The organism is Nocardia yamanashiensis NBRC 100130 (assembly GCF_001613325.1).
In the GTDB taxonomy this organism is placed as follows: domain Bacteria; phylum Actinomycetota; class Actinomycetes; order Mycobacteriales; family Mycobacteriaceae; genus Nocardia; species Nocardia yamanashiensis.
In genome coordinates this window covers 209,456-228,605 of record NZ_BDCD01000021.1, presented here as the reverse complement: position 1 = coordinate 228,605, position 19,150 = coordinate 209,456, and the positions used below count along the sequence as shown (strand labels likewise).

General features: G+C 67.9%; 17 protein-coding genes. 12 read left to right on the top strand and 5 right to left on the bottom strand.

Annotated features, from left to right (window positions below; all coding sequences use genetic code 11):
- Positions 1-41 precede the first annotated feature (41 nt).
- Positions 42-914 carry a helix-turn-helix domain-containing protein gene (locus tag NY1_RS25315; protein WP_067718228.1) on the bottom strand — a complete coding sequence of 291 codons (873 nt, stop codon included), beginning with the start codon at positions 912-914 and terminating at the stop codon, positions 42-44.
- Positions 915-1,021: 107 nt separating this feature from the next.
- Complete coding sequence (locus NY1_RS25310; RefSeq protein ID WP_067718226.1) at positions 1,022-1,603, bottom strand: DUF4282 domain-containing protein; 582 nt, start codon at positions 1,601-1,603, stop codon at positions 1,022-1,024.
- 349 nt (positions 1,604-1,952) lie between these two features.
- On the opposite strand from NY1_RS25310, the gene NY1_RS25305 reads away from it, so the two are divergent.
- Positions 1,953-2,432: a hypothetical protein gene (locus NY1_RS25305; protein ID WP_157762472.1), complete on the top strand. Its 480-nt coding sequence runs from the start codon at positions 1,953-1,955 to the stop codon at positions 2,430-2,432.
- A gap of 123 nt (positions 2,433-2,555) precedes the next feature.
- Here the strand turns inward: NY1_RS25305 and NY1_RS45415 are convergent, their stop codons facing one another.
- The gene (locus NY1_RS45415) at positions 2,556-2,984 is read right to left on the bottom strand and encodes a helix-turn-helix domain-containing protein (protein WP_067718224.1); all 429 of its coding nucleotides are present in this window, start codon (positions 2,982-2,984) and stop codon (positions 2,556-2,558) included.
- A gap of 131 nt (positions 2,985-3,115) precedes the next feature.
- On the opposite strand from NY1_RS45415, the gene NY1_RS25295 reads away from it, so the two are divergent.
- The 3 genes from NY1_RS25295 to NY1_RS25285 are packed head-to-tail and all read left to right on the top strand — an operon-like array spanning position 3,116 to position 8,061.
- Positions 3,116-5,374: a molybdopterin-dependent oxidoreductase gene (locus NY1_RS25295; protein ID WP_067718221.1), complete on the top strand. Its 2,259-nt coding sequence runs from the start codon at positions 3,116-3,118 to the stop codon at positions 5,372-5,374.
- Between the two features lie 28 nt (positions 5,375-5,402).
- Complete coding sequence (locus NY1_RS25290; protein WP_067718218.1) at positions 5,403-7,388, top strand: adenylate/guanylate cyclase domain-containing protein; 1,986 nt, start codon at positions 5,403-5,405, stop codon at positions 7,386-7,388.
- Between the two features lie 16 nt (positions 7,389-7,404).
- A complete protein-coding gene (locus NY1_RS25285) occupies positions 7,405-8,061 on the top strand; it encodes a Crp/Fnr family transcriptional regulator (protein ID WP_067718215.1) in 657 nt (218 codons plus the stop codon).
- A 119-nt stretch (positions 8,062-8,180) separates the two neighbouring features.
- Here the strand turns inward: NY1_RS25285 and NY1_RS25280 are convergent, their stop codons facing one another.
- Complete coding sequence (locus tag NY1_RS25280; protein WP_067718403.1) at positions 8,181-8,642, bottom strand: MarR family winged helix-turn-helix transcriptional regulator; 462 nt, start codon at positions 8,640-8,642, stop codon at positions 8,181-8,183.
- Between the two features lie 166 nt (positions 8,643-8,808).
- Between NY1_RS25280 and NY1_RS25275 the strand changes: the two genes are divergently transcribed.
- The 4 genes from NY1_RS25275 to NY1_RS25260 all read left to right on the top strand — a co-directional run bounded on the left by NY1_RS25275 (position 8,809) and on the right by NY1_RS25260 (position 12,017).
- Positions 8,809-9,489, top strand: coding sequence for a hypothetical protein (locus NY1_RS25275; protein ID WP_067718213.1), 681 nt, complete (start codon positions 8,809-8,811; stop codon positions 9,487-9,489).
- 33 nt (positions 9,490-9,522) lie between these two features.
- Positions 9,523-10,335: an SGNH/GDSL hydrolase family protein gene (locus tag NY1_RS25270; protein WP_067718210.1), complete on the top strand. Its 813-nt coding sequence runs from the start codon at positions 9,523-9,525 to the stop codon at positions 10,333-10,335.
- A 10-nt stretch (positions 10,336-10,345) separates the two neighbouring features.
- Positions 10,346-11,038, top strand: coding sequence for a DUF8020 domain-containing protein (locus tag NY1_RS25265; protein WP_067718207.1), 693 nt, complete (start codon positions 10,346-10,348; stop codon positions 11,036-11,038).
- A 361-nt stretch (positions 11,039-11,399) separates the two neighbouring features.
- Positions 11,400-12,017 (top strand): pyridoxamine 5'-phosphate oxidase family protein, encoded by a 618-nt coding sequence (locus NY1_RS25260; protein ID WP_067718205.1) that lies wholly within the window; start codon positions 11,400-11,402, stop codon positions 12,015-12,017.
- 58 nt (positions 12,018-12,075) lie between these two features.
- On the opposite strand, the gene NY1_RS25255 is transcribed toward NY1_RS25260, so the two are convergent.
- On the bottom strand, positions 12,076-12,531 hold the full coding sequence (locus tag NY1_RS25255; RefSeq protein WP_084535318.1) for a GtrA family protein: 456 nt from the start codon (positions 12,529-12,531) through the stop codon (positions 12,076-12,078).
- Between the two features lie 72 nt (positions 12,532-12,603).
- On the opposite strand from NY1_RS25255, the gene dprE1 reads away from it, so the two are divergent.
- The 4 genes from dprE1 to NY1_RS25235 all read left to right on the top strand — a co-directional run bounded on the left by dprE1 (position 12,604) and on the right by NY1_RS25235 (position 19,114).
- Positions 12,604-14,076, top strand: coding sequence for a decaprenylphosphoryl-beta-D-ribose oxidase (dprE1, locus tag NY1_RS25250; RefSeq protein WP_084535317.1), 1,473 nt, complete (start codon positions 12,604-12,606; stop codon positions 14,074-14,076).
- The gene (gene dprE2, locus NY1_RS25245) at positions 14,073-14,834 is read left to right on the top strand and encodes a decaprenylphospho-beta-D-erythro-pentofuranosid-2-ulose 2-reductase (RefSeq protein WP_067718202.1); all 762 of its coding nucleotides are present in this window, start codon (positions 14,073-14,075) and stop codon (positions 14,832-14,834) included. Before dprE1 ends, dprE2 begins: the two co-directional genes overlap by 4 nt.
- Positions 14,835-15,035: 201 nt before the next feature.
- The gene (locus tag NY1_RS25240; RefSeq protein ID WP_067718395.1) at positions 15,036-17,081 is read left to right on the top strand and encodes an arabinofuranosyltransferase; all 2,046 of its coding nucleotides are present in this window, start codon (positions 15,036-15,038) and stop codon (positions 17,079-17,081) included.
- 167 nt (positions 17,082-17,248) lie between these two features.
- Positions 17,249-19,114, top strand: a complete 1,866-nt coding sequence (locus tag NY1_RS25235) for a glycosyltransferase family protein (protein ID WP_067718199.1) — start codon at positions 17,249-17,251, stop codon at positions 19,112-19,114.
- Positions 19,115-19,150: the final 36 nt, after the last annotated feature.

The following is a 19,150-nucleotide window of genomic DNA, read 5'->3' as shown; positions in this document are numbered from 1 at the left end:
AGGGGCCGAGGGCGATTGCCCCCGGCCCCTGCGCTTCGGTCCTACACCGACGCGCGGATCGTCTCGATCATGGGCAGCGCGTCCACGGCGATCGAGGTGACCGCGGTGAAAGCCTCCCGGTAGCGCTCCACATCGGGCTCCTTGTCGAGATACGACGACCCGGTGAGCGCCTCCACGTACACCACCGGCGGTTCGGTGGGATGGCCTGCGGCGCCGGGGAATTCGAGCAGCACGAAGCGCCCGGCATCCATGCCGTGGTGATACCCGCAGTCCGCCGGGACGATGCGCAGCCGCACATTGGGCAGCTCGCCCAGCCGGCGCAGCCGCTCCAGCTGCCCCACCACCACCTCGTCGCCGCCGATGCGATGCCACAGCACCGCCTCGGAGATCACCACATCCACCTGCAACGGCGAATCCGGCCGGGACAGCAGGGCCTGGCGCGCGGTGCGCACCCGCACCCGGCGGTCCATCTGCTCGGCAGTGATGCCGGGGTACGCGCCCGCCAGCACCGCGCGCATATAGCCCTCGGTCTGCAGGAGTCCGGGAATCAGCTCGTTCTCGTAGGTGGTGAGCCGGGCCGCGGCCTCCTCGAGACCGATATAGACCTCGTAGCCCTCGTCGATCACATCGCTGAACTCGGTCCACCAGCCACGCGCCTTGGTCTCCCGGGCCAGCGCGGTGAGCGGGGCGATGGCGTCCTCGGGCGCGCCGTAGATCCGGCACATGGCCTCGACGTCCAGGCTGCGCAACGACGTCTGCCCGGTTTCGATGCGCCAGATCTTGGCCTCGGACCATTCCAGCCGCTGGGCGGCGACCCGCGTCGTCATGCGTGCGCGATTACGCAGGTCACGCAGTTGCCGGCCGAGCTGTCGCCGCGGCATGGTGGATCCGGTAATCCCCTGCGGTAGTGCCATCAATCCCCCTGATACCAGTGTGCGATTCGCATTGTTGCACAGGAGAACTCAGCGATCCATGCACGCGCGAAGCAAACCAGTGGATATGATGCCCGCTTTGCGTACCCTTATTTCCGGGACGACCGGCGGCGGAAGCGCCAGAACTGCACCGCCTGAACGTCTTTGGACAACTGATTGACAGGTTCCGCCACATCGGAAAGCGCCTGGAAGAGATCGTCGGCCATATCCGAGATGTGCTCCACCCGGGAAGCCAGCCGGGAGGCGTTCAGGACGAATTCCAGCAACAGGCGCACCACGGCGGCGATGGTCAGCCCCAGCGGGATGGCGAACACCACCGCGAACAAGATGCCCAGCACCATCGAAACCCGCCACAGCAGTACGGTTCCCGTGATCGGGATCGCGAAAGCGCCTGCCAGACCGAGCAGATAGGCCAGCGGCAGCAGCGTGCGGGTGGCGGAGCGGTGGAACTGCACATCCAGCAGCGCGCGGGCGGCGTCCACGCTCCAGGATCCGAAAGCGCCTGGGCTGGCGAAGGGTTCGACCGGGGTCTCCTCCTCTTCACCCTCCTCGGCGGCGCGCCGGGACATGCGCCGGGTCGCGGATTCCTTGAAGGCGGCCCACCGGCCCTCGGCCTCGAACTCCTCGAACTCCTCGAGTTCCACTGTGTTCCCGCCCGATTGGTCGGTCATGCCGACGCGCTCCTCTCCCACAGACCTTTTCGGCCGTGTGCAGTCTCACCGGTTCCGCCGCACGGCGGCAGAGTGGCGCGGTGTGTTCTAGAACACTTCCCGGATTCGCCGGGCCCAATCGCGGGCCCGCGCGGCGCGCGCGTCCCGCTCGCCCGGGCGCGCGTTATCGCAGGCAGCGGGCGCCGCGCAGCGATCTCGGCGCAAATGTGACACCGACCCGAACGGGTCGAGCGGTCTGCAAGATGTCTCGACATGCCACGCAATCGGACTGATTTGAAAAAGAACGTGTAACGCTCCGAACCGCTCGTACCGATACCCCGCACAGAGCAGGACAAAGATCTACCGGGGAATGGAGAAACCAGTGCGTACGACGCTTTCGTCAGCCGTCAAGGAATCTGCGCAGGAGTACATCCAGCGTGGCTGGACGGTCAACGAAACCGCCAACGGCATCTGCCTGATCACCGACGAGCAGATCTCGGGCATCGAGGTCACGGGCGACACCGCCGCCTTCATCCGTCGGTTCCTGCGGGCCAACGACCTCACCGGTCCGATCATCGAGATTCCGGGCGCCGAGCGCCGCGAGATCCACCTGGTGACCGGCCTGAGCAAGGCCGCCATGGCGATCGAGGCGCTGCGCGCCGCAGGGGCTGTTGTGCACACCGACGGCGCGGGCATCCCGCTGCCGCCGACTCAGCTCTCGGCCGCCGGCGCGGCCTGCTGGGGCGTGGCCCCGCACGAGGCCCGCTGGGTGCCTCCGGTCGTGGCGATCGCCGCGGCTGTCCGCGCTGCCGCCAAGGGCGCTCCGCAGGCGGCTCGTATCGCCTCCTGATCTCCAGCTCTGAATAAGCGATAAAAACCGCGAGTGCTCCCCGGCACCCGCGGTTTTGTCGTATCCGATCGAAAACGTTGCGAATTCATGGACTTTGCACATGAATTCGGAACGTTTGTTTTCTCATGCGCTGCGCAGCACGCGCAGGGCGCGAGAGTGCGGTTGCGCGACGGCCCTTCTCGGAGCGCGCGCGGCGGGCATCGGCGTATGGCCGAGGACGCGCGCTCGGGCCGCGCGGCGGTTGGCGACGCCGAGCTTGCGCAGGATGGCCGAGACGTGGTGGTCCACGGTGCGCACCGACAGCACCAGGTAGTCGGCGATCTCCGCGTTGGTGAGGCCCGCGCACACCAGATCCAGCACGTCCTGCTGGCGTTCGGTGAGTCCGGGCAGCGGGCGGGCGGAATCGCCGTCCGGGGCGGGCCCGGCGACCCGCACGAACAGTCCGGGTTCCCCGCCGATGGTCAGCGCCACCACCGATCCGGTGCCGGCCGCGACGTCCGCCCGGGCCGTCCGCAGTGCGTCGAGTGCTTGTGTCCGTTCCAGAAACCGCATACGGCAAGCCTGGTCGCGACGGCGGCCGGGGTCTGTTCGCGCCGACACGCGAAATGTGTCAGCACGCCGACACTTACCCGGCATTGATGCGGAAGTGTTTCACCTCCGGGGCCGACGCGCGATCATTGGTTATGACCCATGCCACGGACAGCAGCCGGAACCTGCTGCGCACCTGCCCGCTGTGCGAGGCGGTGTGCGGGCTCGAACTCACCCTGGACTCCGGCGACCACATCAAGTCGATACGCGGCGACCACGCCGATCCGTTCAGCCGGGGGTTCATCTGCCCGAAGGGAGCCACCCTCGGACACCTGGACGAGGACCCGGATCGACTGACCGCCCCCATGATTCGCGATCGTGCGAGCAATACCTGGCGGGCCGTGAGCTGGGACGAAGCCTTCGGGGTGATCCGCGAGCGGCTGCCGCAGGTGAGCGCCGCGTACGGGAATCAGGCGGTCGGGCTGTACCTGGGCAATCCGAACGCGCACACCATCGCGGGCGCGCTGTACGTGCCGCTGCTCATCCGCGCGCTGGCGACCCGAAACCTGTTCTCCGCCAGCACCGCCGACCAGATGCCGAAGCAGGTGTCCAGCGGGCTCATGTTCGGCGATCCGCTGACCGTGGCGGTGCCGGATCTGGATCGCACCGACTATCTGCTCATGCTGGGCGCGAACCCGCTGGAATCCAACGGGTCACTGTGTACCGCACCGGATTTCCCGGGCCGACTGAAAGCGCTGAAACAGCGCGGCGGCCGTTTCGTGGTGGTCGACCCGCGCCGCACCCGCACCGCCAAACTGGCCGACGAGCACCTGTTCATCCGCCCCGGCAGTGACGCCTACCTGCTCTTCGGCATCGTCCACACGCTCTTCGCCGAGAACCTGACCACGGTCCGCGTCGGCGTCTCCGGTCTCGACGAACTACGCGCCGCCGCAGCGCCTTTCACCCCGGAGGTGGTGGCCGGGCGCACCGGCGTGCCCGCCGAGACGGTGATCCGCCTGGCCCGCGAACTCGCCGCCGCCCCGACCGCGGCCGTGTACGCCCGCATCGGCACCTGTACCGCGGAGTTCGGCACGGTCGCGCAATGGCTGGTCGACGTGATCAATGTGCTCACCGGCAATCTGGACTCCCCGGGCGGCGCCATGTTCCCGACCGGCGCGGCGCTCGGCATCGTCCGCACCCGCCCGTTCCGCACCGCCCGCTGGACCAGCCGCGTCCGCGAACTACCCGAGGCCATGGGCGAATTCCCGGTGGCCACCCTGGCCGACGAGATCCTCACCCCGGGCGAGGGGCAGATCCGGGCCATGGTCACGGTGGCGGGCAATCCGGTGCTGTCCGCGCCCAGCGGCGCGCGCCTGGACGCCGCCTTCGCCGACCTCGAATTCATGGTCAGCGTGGACCGCTACCTCAACGAGACCACCCGCCACGCGGATGTCATCCTGCCCCCGCCGCGCATCCTGCAAGCCCCCCACTACGACTTCGCCCTGCTCAATTTCGCCGTCCACAACTACGCCCGGTACTCCCGCCCCCTGGTGCCGCTGCGCGAGGGTGAGATGTCGGAGGCCGAGGTGATCGCCCGCCTGGCCCTCGCGGTCTCCGGCCAGGAACCCCAGGAGGGCCTGGATCCGCTCACCGTCGTCGACGAGATCGTCATCGCGGGCACGCTGCACAAGGCCGGACTCTCCGACCGCCGCGCGGAACTGCTGGGCGAGAACACCACCGAACAGCGCATCGATCTGATGCTGCGCCTCGGCCCCTTCGGCGAATGGGCGGGCGGAGCGCAAGGCATGGCGGCGCGGGCCCTGAACGAGACGCCGAGCGACGCGGCGGGCGATGGAACGCTGCCGGGCGGCCTCAATCTGCAAGTGCTGCTGGACAATCCGCACGGCGTGGATCTGGGCCCGTTGCAGTCCCGGTTGCCGGGCGTATTGTTGACGGCATCGCGGCAGGTGGAGCTGGCGCCGGCGCAGTTGCTGGAAGACGTTGCGCGGCTGCGGGATCGGCTGGCGGCGGAGGCTCCGGAGATGGTGTTGGTGGGACGGCGGCAGCTGCGCTCCAACAACAGCTGGCTGCACAATGTGCCGCCGCTGGTGGGCGGGTCGAATCGGTGCACGCTGCACATCAATCCGGAGGACGCGCTGCGGCTGGGATTGAACGGCCTGGCCGTGGTGAAGTCGGCGGCCGGAACGGTGACGGTGGAGGTGGAGCCGACGGCGGACATCATGCCGGGCGTGGTGAGCCTGCCGCATGGCTGGGGCCACGGCGACAGCACACAGCAGGTGGCGCGCGCCCACGCGGGCGTGAACGCCAATGTGCTGACCGATGATTCGCTGGTGGACGCGCCGTCCGGGAATGCCGTGTTCAACGGCGTGCCGGTGACACTCTCGCCCGCCTGAACCAACCCGATCAGGGGGAGACGAACGCATGTCGGCGATTCGGGTCGCGCTGTGGGCGGTGCATGTGGCACTGCCCGCGGCGGGTCTTTGGCTGTTGGTGTCGCATCCGGATCTCGACCACGAGTTCCAGCATCGCGGCCTGCATTTCTGGTTGATCCTCGGTGCGGCCGCGGTCTCGCTGGCGCTGGGCATCCTGCTGCTGCGCGCGGCCCGCGCCCACCGGGATATGCGCCTGATCCTGGTTTCCCTGGTGTTCCAGCTGAATTCGGGTTTCCTGGGCCTGCACGCGCTGGCCACCCCCGGGGTCATCCTGTCGACTCCGAACGTGGGCTTCACGGTTGCGGTTCCGGTCGGTATGGTGCTGGGCGGGCTGGCGGCATTGGCTTCGGTGGTGGAATACGGGCCCACCGCGCGGGCGCACCGGTTCACCGAACTCCTTGCCGCTCTGCCTCTCACCTTGATGACGGTCTGGGCACTGCTGTCCCTGACCAGGGTGCCGCCCTTCGACGCGGTCCCCGACCCGTCGGAGGCCCAGGGCCCGCTGATCGCCGCGGCTTTCGTCGGCGCGGCCTGCTACCTGGTCGCGGCCGGTTGCTACATCTGGATCTACCTGCGCAACCGGGCCACGGTCCTGCTGTCGGTACTCACCGCGTTCATCCTGCTCGCCGAGGCCCTCTTCGCCGTCGGCTTCGGCCGCAGCTGGCGGGTGTCCTGGTGGGAGTGGCACGTCCTGCTGGGCGTCGCCTTCGTCCTGATCGCGGTCAGCGCCCACCTCAGCTTCCGCCGCGAAGGCTCCGCCCGCGGCCTGTTCGACAGCATCACCCAGCGCAGCACCCTCGCCGCCATTCAGCGCGATTACGCCCGCGCGCTGGAGGAAATGGTGTCGGCCCTGGACCAGCGCGCCACCGGCGGCATCGCGGCCGAAGATCCGCTCGGCCCCGCCGCCCAGCAGCTGGCTCGCCGTTTCGGCCTCACCGAACGCCAGGTGGCCGTCCTGCAGCAGGCCGCCCAAGCTCTCGGCAACGAACGCGAGCAGGTGCGGCGACTGGGCGCGCTGGTGGCGGTCGGCGAGCGCGCCAACGTGATTCGCGGCGAGAACCAGCTGCTCGCCGAGATTCAACGCCTGGCCGGCTTCGCCTTCGACCAGGACGTGGTCCGGATCGGCGTCATGCGCGGCGGCCACCTGGTCTTCGCCGACGGCGGTTCCCCCAATCCGGCCGCGTTCGCATTTCCGCTGCTGGTCAAGGGAATCCAGACCGGCATCCTGGAACTGGCCCGCCCACCCGTCGGAACGCTGGGCCCGGCGGAGCACGCGGTGGCGCGATCGTTCGCCGCCCAGGCCTCGGTGGTCCTGGAGAACGCCCGGCTGTACCAGCAACTGGACGGCCTGTTCCGCTCGTACATGTCCCCACAGGTCGCGACCGCACTATTGGCCGACCCCTCGCAAGCCGGACTGGGCGGCGAGGTGCACGAGGTCAGCGTGCTCATGGCGGACCTGCGCGGTTACACACCGTTCGCGGAGAAGGCCGGACCGGTACAGGTCATGCGCATGCTCAACACCTACTACGGCGCGATCGTCCCCGAGATCCTCGCCGAGGGCGGCACCGTGGTGCAGTTCGTCGGCGACGCGGTGATGGCGATCTTCAATGCCCCGGTGCGCCAACACGATCACGCCCTGCGCGCGGCCCGAGCCGGCCTGGCCCTGCAACGCGCGACCGCCGCCGTCCGCGAAACCGCCCACGGCGAATGGCCCATGTTCCGGGTGGGCGTGAACACCGGCCCCGCCATCGTCGGCAATGTCGGCGCCCGCGAGATGCGCAACTTCACCGCCATCGGCGACACCACCAATCTCGCTGCCCGCCTGGAGGGTTTGGCCGAACCCGGCACGGTGGTGGTGGGCCCGCTGACCAGGCACCGCCTGGGCCCCCGAGCCGAGGTGGAGAACCTGGGCGACTTCGACATCAAGGGCAAGAGCCGCCCGGTAACCGTGTACCGCCTCACGGCCCTGCGGTGAAGGGAGGACACCCGTAATGGAATTCGAACTGCTGGAAGGCCTTTCACCCCAGGAACGCCGCCAGTTCATCGCCGCCTGCACGCCGCGCAAGTTCCGCCGCCGCGACATCGTCTGCCACGAAGGCGACCCCGGCGACTGCGTCCACCTCATCACCTCCGGCCGCCTGGTGGTCCGGGTGACCACGCCCCTGGGCCACACCGCCACCCTCACCATCCTCGGCCCCGGCGAAATGTTCGGCGAACAAGCGCTTTTGAGCCCCGACGCCCGCCGCACCGCCACCATCGTCGCCGTCACCGACGCCCAGACCCTCACCCTCAACCGCACCCAGCTCGAACGCCTCCGCGCCGAACACCCCCAAGTGGAACGCTTCCTCACGACGTCCTTGGCGGCCCAGGTCCGCCGCCTCTCCGCCGCCGTCCTGGAAGCCCTCTACCTCCCCGTGGAAACCCGCGTCCTCCGCCGCCTGGCCCACCTGGCCCGCGTCTACGGAGACGAGAACGGCGCCCCACCCGAAGTCCGCCTCACTCAGGAAGACCTAGCCTCCATGGCCGGCACCACCCGCGCCACCGCCAACAAAGTCCTCCGCGACCTGGAAGAACTGGGCATAGTCCGCCTAGGCCGAGGCACCATCTACGTCCTCGACCAACCCCGCCTGAACCGCCGAGCCCGCTGACCCCCCTCCCCGGTTGCCTCGGCTCGAAAAGTCGACAACGGCCGGAACGACGCCGGAAGGCGAGGTAACGGCTCCCAACTGGGGGACCACAGTCGGGGACGGCAGGCGAAACGACCCCACTATTTCGATTCATCCCCCAGGGTGCGATATCCGGGGTGCACACCCGGCGTGAGCTGCTGCGCCGCAGCAAGTTTGGTGAGCAGCGCCGCGAACTGATCGTATTCGGTATCGGTGAGACTTTCGAAGAGTGCGGCTTCATGAGCCAACGCCACAGCGGCCAGGCTGCCGAGCTTCTTGCCACCTTCCGGCGTCAGATGCAGCTCATGATTACGCCGATCGGTGGCGCTCCGACGACGTTCGATCAGCCCCTGCTTATCCAGCGGATCGATGAGAGCGACCACCCGGCTCGGAACCACTCCTAGTTCAGCCGCGAGCGAGCGCTGACTACGCCCCGGCTCGGTGGCGATCATCCGCAGAATCCCGACTTCCGGTGGCGTGAGCCCGATTTCCGCGACGCGTTCGGCGAACCGCTGCGCCGCGAGTCCCCCGAGCTGCGCGAGCTGGAAGGCCGCCGCGCGCATAGGCCGATCCGGTTGCGGCGCACCCGGTTCCACCGGCGGCAGCCAGGCCGGCCGCTCCGGATGCGGGTTCCGGACCCCCTCTTGCTCAGCTTCGGTCACGGGATTATCGTACACATCAGGAAATCGTTCACTCAACAGAACGATTCACTTCTGAGAATGGATAGCCATGGCCATCACAGCCGCATCCCCGCTCGAACGCCCCGCCCGCTCCCTCGAACCACCGCTCGGCGCACCCGGTGCGGCGGCGGCCGGGCTGTTCGTCGCGGGACTCGTGATCAGCACTGTTCGCGCCGGTGGGAGCCCGTTTCCGTCGCCGTTCGGCACGGCGGGAGACGCGCTCGTCTATTTCCGGGATCACCCCGCTGCCGTTCGGACCGGCGCGGTGCTGCAATATGCGGCCGCGATTCCACTGGCCCTCTACGTGGCGGCGGCCGTCACCCGGCTGCGGCGCTATGGCGACGACTTCGGCACGGCGCTCGCCACCATCGGCGGCGTACTCGCGACGGTGTTCCTGCTCGCCTCGGGCGCGGTCAGCTGGGTGCTCACGGTGCCCGAGGTGACCGCGGACCTGAGCACGGTGCGCGCTGTCCACACCCTCGCCTTCCTGCTCGGCGGCCCGGCCAATGTGATGACCACCGGCCTGCTCATCGCCGGGATCGCCATCGGCGCTCAGGCCCGGAACATGCTCGGCCCGTGGCTGATCCGTATCGGGTTGGGGATCGCGTTCGTTGCCATGCTGACCACCATCGCCCTGACCTTCACCGGTGCCGCTGTCCTGCTGCCCATCGCCCGCTTCACCGGCATGGCGTGGCTGATCGTCGCCGGATTCCGGCTTTCCCGCGCGTAATTCCCTCCCCCACAGCACCATTCAGGAGTAGTCATGAACCTCGATCTGACCGCCAAGATCGTCCGCTTCCAGAAGCCCGAACTGTCCCTGCCGTACTTGAACGGAATCGACGAAGCGCACCTGGCCGCACTGTTCGGCTTGGAGGCCGACGAGTACCGGGCGCTGCGCGCGGAGCTGGATGCCCAGGTGCGCGCCGCGGCCGCCGACCTGCTCACCGAACCGGAGTTCGCCGAGCTGGTGGATCGGCTGCCGTTCGCCCCCGGCGCCCGCGTGGTGGCGCTCGGCGAGAGCAGCACCGCGGATCGCCTGTCCTGGTTCGAGGTCCTGCGCCATCTGCTGGAACTGCGCCGCCCCGGCGACCGCATCACGCTGACCAATCTCGCCGTTTCCGGAGCCACCACCACGCAGGTTCTCAAGTCCGCGGGCGCGCTCGGCTTCCATCGACCCGACTGGGTGCTGTGCCAGCTGGGCGGGAACGACGCGCAGCGCCTCGGCCCCGACGGCCCGCGCGTGGTCAGCGCGGACGAGACCGCACGCAATTTCGGGCTGCTGCGCGCCCAGGGCGGCGACGCCCGCTGGGCCTGGCTGACCCCGACCGATATGGACGAGGCGCTGATCGCGGAGTTCCCGCCGTTCCGGGCGAACGGAATCAGCTGGCGGGCAAAAGATCACGAGGAGACCGCGGCCGCGCTCGACGCCCGGCCCGAAGTCGTGATCGATACCTTGACCGTCACCCATCCGGCACCCGAGCACCGGCTGTTCGAATCGGACGGCGTACATCTCACCCCCGCCGGGCAGATCGCCGTGGCGCGGGTCGTCGTGGCCGAACTCGCGCTGCTGGACTGAGGGAAAACCGATGCGAATCAAAGCGATCGCCCTCGGCGCACTGATCGCGGCGGGCGTCTGCGCCACCGCCACGGCGGCCCCGCCCGAACCGAGCACAGCCGCCGGCCCCGGCATCGGCTTCACCGCCACCACCATCGGCGATACGGCCATCATCACCCTCGATGCGGGCGCGATCGAGCTACACGACGACGTGCTCACCCTGGAGACCGCCGGCCACCGGGAACTGGCGCGCGCCGAAATGTCCTTCCGGGTGGACGATTTCACCTTCCCGATCGCGGCCGAGATCACCGGCCGTACCGCCACCCTCACCCCGCTGCTGGATCGCGAACACGCCGTCTACTCCCCTGTCGCGCTGCCGTTCGAGGATTCGGCGGGATTCCAGACGCCGTATCAGCGCGAGACCGCCGCCTGGAATCGCCTGATCGGCACCGTCGGACTGGGTGTTTCGATGGGCGCCCTGGTCGGCGGGCTGGGCGGCGCGGCGGTCGGCTGCGTGCTCGGCGGCATCGCGGGCGCGACGGTGGCGGCCGGCACCATCGTCGGCCTGTTCGGCCCATTCCTGCCCGCCGCGGTGGCGGGCTGCCTGGGCGGCATCGTGGCCGTCGGCGCATTGGGCACGGTGGCGGGTCAATTACTGGTGGCGGCGCCGGTCGCGGTGCTGGCCGCGGTCCAATACTTCGCCACCATTTCCGCGCCCATGTGAGTGATGATCGACGTTCGCTAGGGGGATGACACCCGGCAACATCCGGACAAAGTATGCAAAAAGGACTTTCCAGGATTGCGAAAACGCCCCGCCCCCTAGGGAACTCACCGACCCCGTGCCCGAACTGGTCGGCAGCATCCCCATAGCTAAGCGACGAAGGTCCCTTGTGAAAGATTTCATCCGGGAGGATCCTCGCTCGGGAAGCTTGGACCTTCGCCAGTCGACCGCCCCCTCACCAGGGACGATGCGACGGTTCACGCATTCGCCACACGAAAATAGTTAAACCGTATAGCATTTCGGATGGCCGAGATTCGTGGCCGAGCCTCTTCCATCTGGTGTTCAGCTACCCAAGGGGTGCACGATGCCCGGTCTCAGAAACGGCAGCGACGGCGAACGCGAACTTCAGCAGCGTTACGGCACCGAAGAACGGGCGGAACGCTTCTATCAAGATCAAGTCCGGGAACGCCTGAACGAGCACATGATCGAATTCATTCGCCGGATGGATATGGCTTTCATAGCCACCGCCGACAAACACGGTGAATGCGATTCCAGCTTCCGCGCCGGCAAGCCGGGTTTCCTGCACGTCATCGACGAGCGCACCGTCGCCTATCCGGAATACCGGGGCAACGGCGTGCTCGCCTCGCTGGGCAATCTGCTCGAGAACCCGCACATCGGCATCCTCATGATCGACTTCGTGCGCGATCTCATCGGCCTGCACATCAACGGCACCGCCCGCATCGTCGACGACACGCTCATGCGCCGCTGCGTGCCCGACCTGCCGCCCGACGAACGCGGGCGCATCCCCGAACGCTGGGTGGTGGTGGATGTGGAAGAGGCGTACATCCACTGCCGCAAGCACATCCCGCACCTGGTGCCCGCCCAGCGCGAGAGCCGCCAGTGGGGCACCGACAATGTAAGGGCCAAAGGCGGGGACTACTTCCACGCGAAGGAAGAGTCCCGCACCCTCGTCGACTCCTGACCCACAACGAACTCATGCCCCCGCCCAGGGGCGGGGGCATGTTCTCGCATCGACGGAGTCAGTGGATCTTGAAAATCACAGCCCGCTGGACGATGAAGTTGATCACGGTGGCGGTGCCCTGCGCGACGCAGAAGGCCAGCCAGATCCGCCACCATTCATCGGGCAACGCGTAGTAACAGACCTGGTTGATGCCGACCTGGATGGCGAAGGTCACCGCATAGAGAATGACGACGGCGATGAACCGCTTCCGGCTCGGCTCGGCCTTGAACGTCCAGCGCCGATTGATCAGATAGGCCGTCGTCGTCCCCGCGATGAAGCTGATGGCCTTCGCCACCGGCAACGGCACGCCGAAAACCTTGAAGAGCAGCGTGTACAGCCCGAAGTCCACAATGGCGGATAGCCCGCCGGTGACGCCGAACCGAATGATCTGGGTCTTCAGATCGACATCCGTACCACCCGGCTCGTCGACGAGGGGCAGCTCGGGCGGGAGGGGCAGATGCGGTTCCGCGGTCACAAACTCCAGAGGGTAGCGCCCTGGACCAAGCACACAAGCCGCGGAACGGTTATGCCTGTAGCCTCTATCCCGATGTCCACGAAAGCTCAGACCACCACGGAAGCCGCCGCTAGCCCGGCGAGCGATGGTGCGGACTCAGCGTCGACCGGCTCCTTCGAACTGCCGACGCGGACTCGCACGCTGACCGGATGGGGTCGCACCGCACCCACCACGTCCGAAGTCCTCTCCACCAGCGACCCCGAGCTGATCGCCAAGGCGGTCGCCATGGTCGCGGAGGACAACGACTCCAAGCCCGCGCACCTGCGTCGCGGCGTCATCGCGCGCGGCCTCGGCCGCTCCTACGGTGACCACGCGCAGAACTCGGGCGGCCTGGTCATCGACATGCCCGCGCTCAACCGCATCCACCGCATCGACCGCGATTCCCGCCTGGTCGACGTGGACGGTGGCGTCAGCCTGGACCAGCTCATGAAGGCGGCGCTGCCGTTCGGGCTGTGGGTGCCGGTGCTACCGGGCACCCGCCAGGTCACCATCGGCGGCGCCATCGCCTCCGATATCCACGGCAAGAACCACCACTCCGAGGGCTCGTTCGGCAATCACGTCCGATCCATCGATCTGCTGACCGCCGACGGCAAGGTGCAGACGATCGGACCGAAGAAGAACGCCAAGCTCTTCTGGGCGACGGTCGGCGGTAATGGCCTGACCGGCATCATCCTGCGCGCCACCATCGAAATGGCGCCGACTGAGACCGCGTACTTCATCAACGACGGTGTCAAGACCAGCACGCTGGACGAGACCATCGCTGCGCACAGCGACGGTAGTGAAGCCAACTACACGTACTCCAGCGCCTGGTTCGATGTCATCAGCCCGCTGCCGAAGCTGGGGCGCGCCACCATTACTCGCGGCCGACTGGCCAAGGTGGACGAGTTGCCCAAGAAGCTGCGCAAGCGACCGCTGAAATTCGATGCGCCGCACCTCATGACGGTGCCGGATATCTTCCCGAACTTCACCATGAACAAGCTGACCCTGTCGGCCGTCGGTGAGGCGTACTACGCGATGGGTGGCAACTACACCGGCAAGGTGCAGAACCTGACGCAGTTCTATCACCCGCTCGACATGATCTCGGAGTGGAACCGGGGCTACGGCTCCAACGGTTTCCTCCAGTACCAGTTCGTGGTTCCCACCGAGGCGGTCGATGAATTCAAGCGAATCATCATCGATATCCAGGCGTCGGGCCACTACTCGGCACTGAATGTTTTCAAGCTGTTCGGCCCGGGTAACCCGGCTCCGTTGAGCTTCCCGATGCCGGGCTGGAACATCTGCGTGGACTTCCCGATCAAGCCGGGTCTCAACGAGCTGGTCTCCAATCTCGACAAGCGGGTGCTGGAATTCGGCGGCCGGCTGTACACCGCGAAGGATTCCCGGACGACCGCGGAGACCTTCCACAAGATGTACCCCCGGATCGACGAGTGGATCAAGATCCGCCGAAGTGTCGATCCCACAGGCGTTTTCATGTCCGACATGGCGAGAAGGCTGGAGCTCCAGTGATCAATGCGGTAGGGAACCCGCAATCCATTCTGCTGCTGGGCGGCACCTCGGAGATCGGTCTCGCGATCTGCGCCGAGTACCTGAAGAAGGGCCCCGCGCGCGTCATCCTGGCCGCGCTGCCGGGTGATCCGCTGCGCGAGGACGCCGTCGCCACCATGAAGGCGGCGGGCGCGTCCGAGGTGCAGGTCGTCGACTTCGACGCGCTCGACACCGAGAGCCATCCGAAGGTCATCGAGCAGGCGTGGGCCAGCGGCGATGTGGATATCGCGGTGGTCGCGTTCGGCATCGACGGCGACGGCGAGATCTTCTGGCAGGACCAGCGCAAGGCCGTCATGATGGCCGAGATCAACTACACCGCCGCGGTTTCCGTGGGCGTGCTGCTCGGCGAGAAGATGAAGGCGCAGGGGTACGGCCGGATCCTGGCCATGTCCTCGGTCGCCGGTGAGCGGGTGCGCCGCTTCAACTTCGTCTACGGCTCCACCAAGGCCGGCCTGGACGGCTTCTACCTCGGTCTCGGCGAGGCGCTGGCGCCGTTCGGCCCGCGCGTCACCGTGATTCGCCCCGGCATGGTGCGGACCAAGCTGTCCGCGCACGCCAAGGAGAACGGGCTCACCGTCGACAAGGAAGACGTGGCGGCGATGGCCGTGGCGGCGTCGCAGAAGGGCAAGGAGATCGTCTGGGTCCCCGGTCCCATCCGCTTCGTGATGGCGATCCTGCGGCACGTGCCGCGCCCGATCTTCCGGCGGCTGCCCGTCTAGGCGGAATACGACAGCAATGCAGAGCGGTGGCCGACCGGCCACCGCTCTTCGCATATCCGGGCCGCCCGCGCCGCTGCGGGCAGACCCGGTATCCGGGGTGCGCCCGGTTAGGCTTCGCAGCGGCAGACGGTCCATCGAAGCGAATCCGGAGGCGGAGAGCGAATGAGCGAGCGGGAATCGGGCGGCCGGGCGGCGGTGCTGATGCGGCAGGCCGGCGGGGCGCTTGGTGAGGCCGTGCTCGCGGCCGTCGTCGCGGCGGTGGTGGCCGGGATCGGGCTGGTGGCGTTCGGGCGGGTCGATTGGCCGGCGTTCAACTCCTCCAATGTGACTCGCGCGCTCACCACGGTGGGGCAGGTGGCCGCGCTCGCCATGCTGGTGGGGGCGATCGTGCTGATCCGGCTGCGAACGTGGCCGTGGCTGGCGAAACTGCTGTCCTGGGGCGGGATTTCGGCCTTCGTGACCGTCACGCTGGGGATGCCGCTGGCAGCCACCAAGCTCTATCTGTTCGGTATGTCCGTGGACCAGGAGTTCCGGACGCAGTACCTGACGCGGCTGACGGACTCCGCCGAACTGCACGACATGAACTACGTCGACCTGCCGCCGTTCTATCCGGCCGGCTGGTTCTGGTTCGGCGGGCGCTTCGCGAGCCTGACCGGTATGGCCGGCTGGGAAGCCTTCAAGCCCTACGCGATCCTGGTGCTCGCGGTCGCGGCCGTGGTGGCACTCGTACTGTGGTCCAACCTGATTCGCGCCGACTGGGCGGTCGCCGTGGCCGCCGCCACCACCGCCGTGACGCTGGCCTACGGTGCGCCCGAGGCCTACAGCGCCGTACTGGTGCTGCTGCTCGGACCGGCGCTGCTGCTGGCCTGGGGCGCACTCTACCGGCCCGCTGAACTGGCCTTGCCGACCGTGCTCGCCGCGCCCGGCGTCGACGCGCCCGAATCCGCACGAGGCGGCGAACGGGCCACCGCGGGCGGCTGGGGTGCGGTCATCGGCGCGGGCCTGTTCCTGGGCGTGGCCGCGACCTTTTACACGCTCTACTTCGGCCTGGCCGTGTTCACGGTCTGCCTGATGGCGATCATCGCGGCCGGGCTCATGCTGCGCGAACGCGTGGGAGCGCTGCGCACGCAACGGCATCGGGATGCGGCGGCGCGCAGCACCGCGGGCGGGCAGACCGGCGACGCGCTGACACCGGGTGTCCGGGTTCCCGGGGTGTGGGCGGTGCTGCGGCCGATGCTGGCGCGGCTCGTCGTGATGGGCCTGGTGGCCGGGCTGATCTCGTTGACGGTGTGGACGCCGTTCCTGCTCGATTTCCTCAGCGGCAAGGCGTCTTTCGCGGGCGGGTCGGCGTTCCACTATCTGCCGGAGTCGGGTTCGCGGCTGCCGCTGCCCATGTTCGAGTTCTCGCTGGTCGGGGTGTTCTGCCTGGTCGGGTTGATCTGGCTGGTGGTGCGGGCGGGGAGTTCGCGGCGGGCACAGGCGCTGGGCATCGGGGTGCTGGCCGTTTATCTGTGGTGCCTGCTGTCGATGCTGGCCACCGCCGCGGGGACCACGCTGCTCGGGTTCCGCCTGGAGGCACCGCTGTACGCGCTGCTGGCGGCGGCCGGGGTGTTCGGGTTCGTGGAGGGCGCGCGGGCGATCTACCAGGTGCTGAACGAGCCGGCTCGATTCCGGGTGGCTGCGGCGGCGGTGGCCGTGGTGGGCGCGGTGGCGTTCGCGCAGGAGATTCCGCACGTGCTCACCAACGAGATCAATACCGCGTACACCGACACCGATGGCAATGGTCAGCGCGCGGACAAGCGGCCGCCGTCGGCGGTCTCGCACTACGCGGCCATCGACGCGAAACTGCGGGAGCAGACCGGGCGGCCGCGGGACGAGACCGTGGTGCTCACGGCCGACACCAGCTTCTTGGCCGTCTACCCGTACTACGGATTCCAGTCGCTCACTTCGCATTACGCCAACCCCCTCGCGGACTTCCCGGGCCGGGCGGCGGAGATCAAGCGCTGGTCGCAGCTGAAGACGCCCGCGGAACTGGTGGCGGCGCTGGAGCATTCGCCGTGGCGGGCCCCGGACGCGTTCCTGTTCCGGCGCTCCGGTGACGAGTACACGCTGCGGCTGGCCGAGGACGTGTACCCGAACGATCCGAATGTGAAGCGGTACACCGTCGCTTTCCCCGAGTCGCTGTTCGAGGACCCGCGCTTCACCGCGACGGAGATCGGTCCGTTCACCCTGGTGGTCCGCAAGTGAACACGAAAGTCTCGACGAGATAACGAGACAAGGATCACTTATCCCCAGATTTCGGTCGATTTCTGGGGATAAGTGCAAGTTTCTGTGGATAACTCAGACACTTACCAGCGCAATCTCAGTGGAACCCGGTAGCGTGGGCCGCTGGTTGTAACGGCAAGGAGTTATTTGTGACACAGGGGTGGGAGGCCGACCGCGTCGAAACCGACTCGGCGGTAAAGGTTCTCGATCGAACCATAACAACGGAAACCTCACCCCCACGGCTCAACACGCCGCAGCGGGTGCTTCGGCGCGTCCGGAGCGCCAGAACCGACCTGATCATCGCCACCGGCTATCTGTCGCTGGCCGTGCTGGTGCTGTCCGGCCAGTGGCTGCACACCGACCGCGGCTATCTCATCAAGAGCGGCCAGGACCAGACCATGTGGGAATGGTTCTTCGCCGTCACCGCGCACCGCATCGCGCACCTGGAGAACCCGCTCGGCACCGTCCTGCAGAACTATCCCGACGGCGTGAACATGATGGCCAATACCGCCATGTTCGGGGTCGGCGTGCCGCTCACCCCCGTCACCCTGCTGTTCGGCCCGACCGTCACCTTCGTGCTGGTGCTCACCCTCGGCCTGTTCGGCACCGCCTTCGCCTGGTACTGGCTGTTCTCCCGCGAGGTCGTGCAGTCGAGGTTCGCGGCGGCCATCGGCGGCCTGTTCTGCGGGTTCGCGCCGGCCATGATCTCGCACGCCAACGCGCACCCCAACTTCGTGGTGCTGATGCTGTTGCCGCTGATCGCGCTCCAGGTCATCCGGATGGCCAAGCGCGCGGGCACGACCCCCGAACGGCGTAAGGCGCGGCGCAATCGCGATGCCTTCATCCTGGGCCTGCTGGTCGCCCTGCAGATCGCGCTGGGCGAGGAACCGCTGCTCATCTTCGCGCTCGCCTTCGGCCTGTTCGCGATCGTCTACTACCTGCACGCCCCGCGCGCCGGGCTGCGCGCGCTGCGCACCATCACCCCGACCGTGCTGCTGGCGGCGCTGATCACCATCGCGTTCACCGAGATTCCGCTGTGGTGGCAGTTCTTCGGGCCGCAGTCCTACCGTTCCATCGACCACGGCCCGATGGGCAACGATCTCAAGGCGCTGTTCCAGTTCCCGTCCGAATCCCTCGGCGGGCTGGTCTCGCACGGCCAGAACGTGAGCATCAACGCCACCGAGGAGAACTCCTACTTCGGCTGGCCGCTGCTGCTGGTGCTGCTGGTCACCACCGTGCTGATGTGGCGTGTACGCGTGGTGCGGGCCGCCGCCGTGGTGATCGTGTTCTTCACGGTGCTGTCGCTGGGCTCCACGCTCATGATCGGCCGGCACGATACGAAGTTCGCGCTGCCGTGGAAGTGGCTGGAAGAGGTGCCGCTGCTGAATTCGGTGCTGGAGTCGCGGTTCACCATGGCGGCCATCCCGGCCATCGCGCTGATCCTGGCGGTGGCGACGCAGCGGGCGCTGGAGTACTGGCGGGCCTCCGCCACGGACTGGCGGCCGCTGGCGTGGTTCGCCGCGCTGGCGTTCACGCTGCTCACCATCACGCCGACGATTCTGCCGGTGGTGCAGCGCGCGCCCACCCCGGACTTCTTCGCCGACGGCACGGTGCGGCAATACGTTTCGGGCGGATCGGTGGTCATCGCGCCGCCGCCCACCCCGCCGGACGCGCGGGCGCTGCGCTGGCAGGCCGACGCCGACTTCCAGTTCCCGCTGGCCGGAGGGTATTTCGTCGGGCCGACGGGGGTGGACAAGAAGGGGCGCTACGGTCCGGACGACCGGCCGACCGCCAGCCTGCTCATCAAGGCGCAACAGGCCAATCGGGTGCCGGTGATCGACCAGGCCGCCAAGGATCAGGCGTGGGCCGATCTGCGGTACTGGCGGGCCGACGTGGTGGTGCTGCCGCCCACCGACAACCGCGACACGCTGCGGCTCACCGTCGACCAACTGCTCGGCTTCCCCGCCAAATACGTTGACGGCGTATGGGTGTGGGACGTGCGCGGGCAGATCTAGACGGTCGAGTGGCACATGACCGTGGCGACACGCCGT

What these genes read in the sequence shown, in the direction of transcription:
- NY1_RS25315 (WP_067718228.1), bottom strand. Translation starts at nt 914, where the DNA reads ATGGCACTACCGCAGGGGATTACCGGATCCACCATGCCGCGGCGACAG.
- NY1_RS25310 (WP_067718226.1), bottom strand. Translation starts at nt 1,603, where the DNA reads ATGACCGACCAATCGGGCGGGAACACAGTGGAACTCGAGGAGTTCGAG.
- NY1_RS25305 (WP_157762472.1), top strand. Translation starts at nt 1,953, where the DNA reads ATGGAGAAACCAGTGCGTACGACGCTTTCGTCAGCCGTCAAGGAATCT.
- NY1_RS45415 (WP_067718224.1), bottom strand. Translation starts at nt 2,984, where the DNA reads ATGCGGTTTCTGGAACGGACACAAGCACTCGACGCACTGCGGACGGCC.
- NY1_RS25295 (WP_067718221.1), top strand. Translation starts at nt 3,116, where the DNA reads ATGACCCATGCCACGGACAGCAGCCGGAACCTGCTGCGCACCTGCCCG.
- NY1_RS25290 (WP_067718218.1), top strand. Translation starts at nt 5,403, where the DNA reads ATGTCGGCGATTCGGGTCGCGCTGTGGGCGGTGCATGTGGCACTGCCC.
- NY1_RS25285 (WP_067718215.1), top strand. Translation starts at nt 7,405, where the DNA reads ATGGAATTCGAACTGCTGGAAGGCCTTTCACCCCAGGAACGCCGCCAG.
- NY1_RS25280 (WP_067718403.1), bottom strand. Translation starts at nt 8,642, where the DNA reads ATGCGCGCGGCGGCCTTCCAGCTCGCGCAGCTCGGGGGACTCGCGGCG.
- NY1_RS25275 (WP_067718213.1), top strand. Translation starts at nt 8,809, where the DNA reads ATGGCCATCACAGCCGCATCCCCGCTCGAACGCCCCGCCCGCTCCCTC.
- NY1_RS25270 (WP_067718210.1), top strand. Translation starts at nt 9,523, where the DNA reads ATGAACCTCGATCTGACCGCCAAGATCGTCCGCTTCCAGAAGCCCGAA.
- NY1_RS25265 (WP_067718207.1), top strand. Translation starts at nt 10,346, where the DNA reads ATGCGAATCAAAGCGATCGCCCTCGGCGCACTGATCGCGGCGGGCGTC.
- NY1_RS25260 (WP_067718205.1), top strand. Translation starts at nt 11,400, where the DNA reads ATGCCCGGTCTCAGAAACGGCAGCGACGGCGAACGCGAACTTCAGCAG.
- dprE1 (WP_084535317.1), top strand. Translation starts at nt 12,604, where the DNA reads ATGTCCACGAAAGCTCAGACCACCACGGAAGCCGCCGCTAGCCCGGCG.
- NY1_RS25240 (WP_067718395.1), top strand. Translation starts at nt 15,036, where the DNA reads ATGCGGCAGGCCGGCGGGGCGCTTGGTGAGGCCGTGCTCGCGGCCGTC.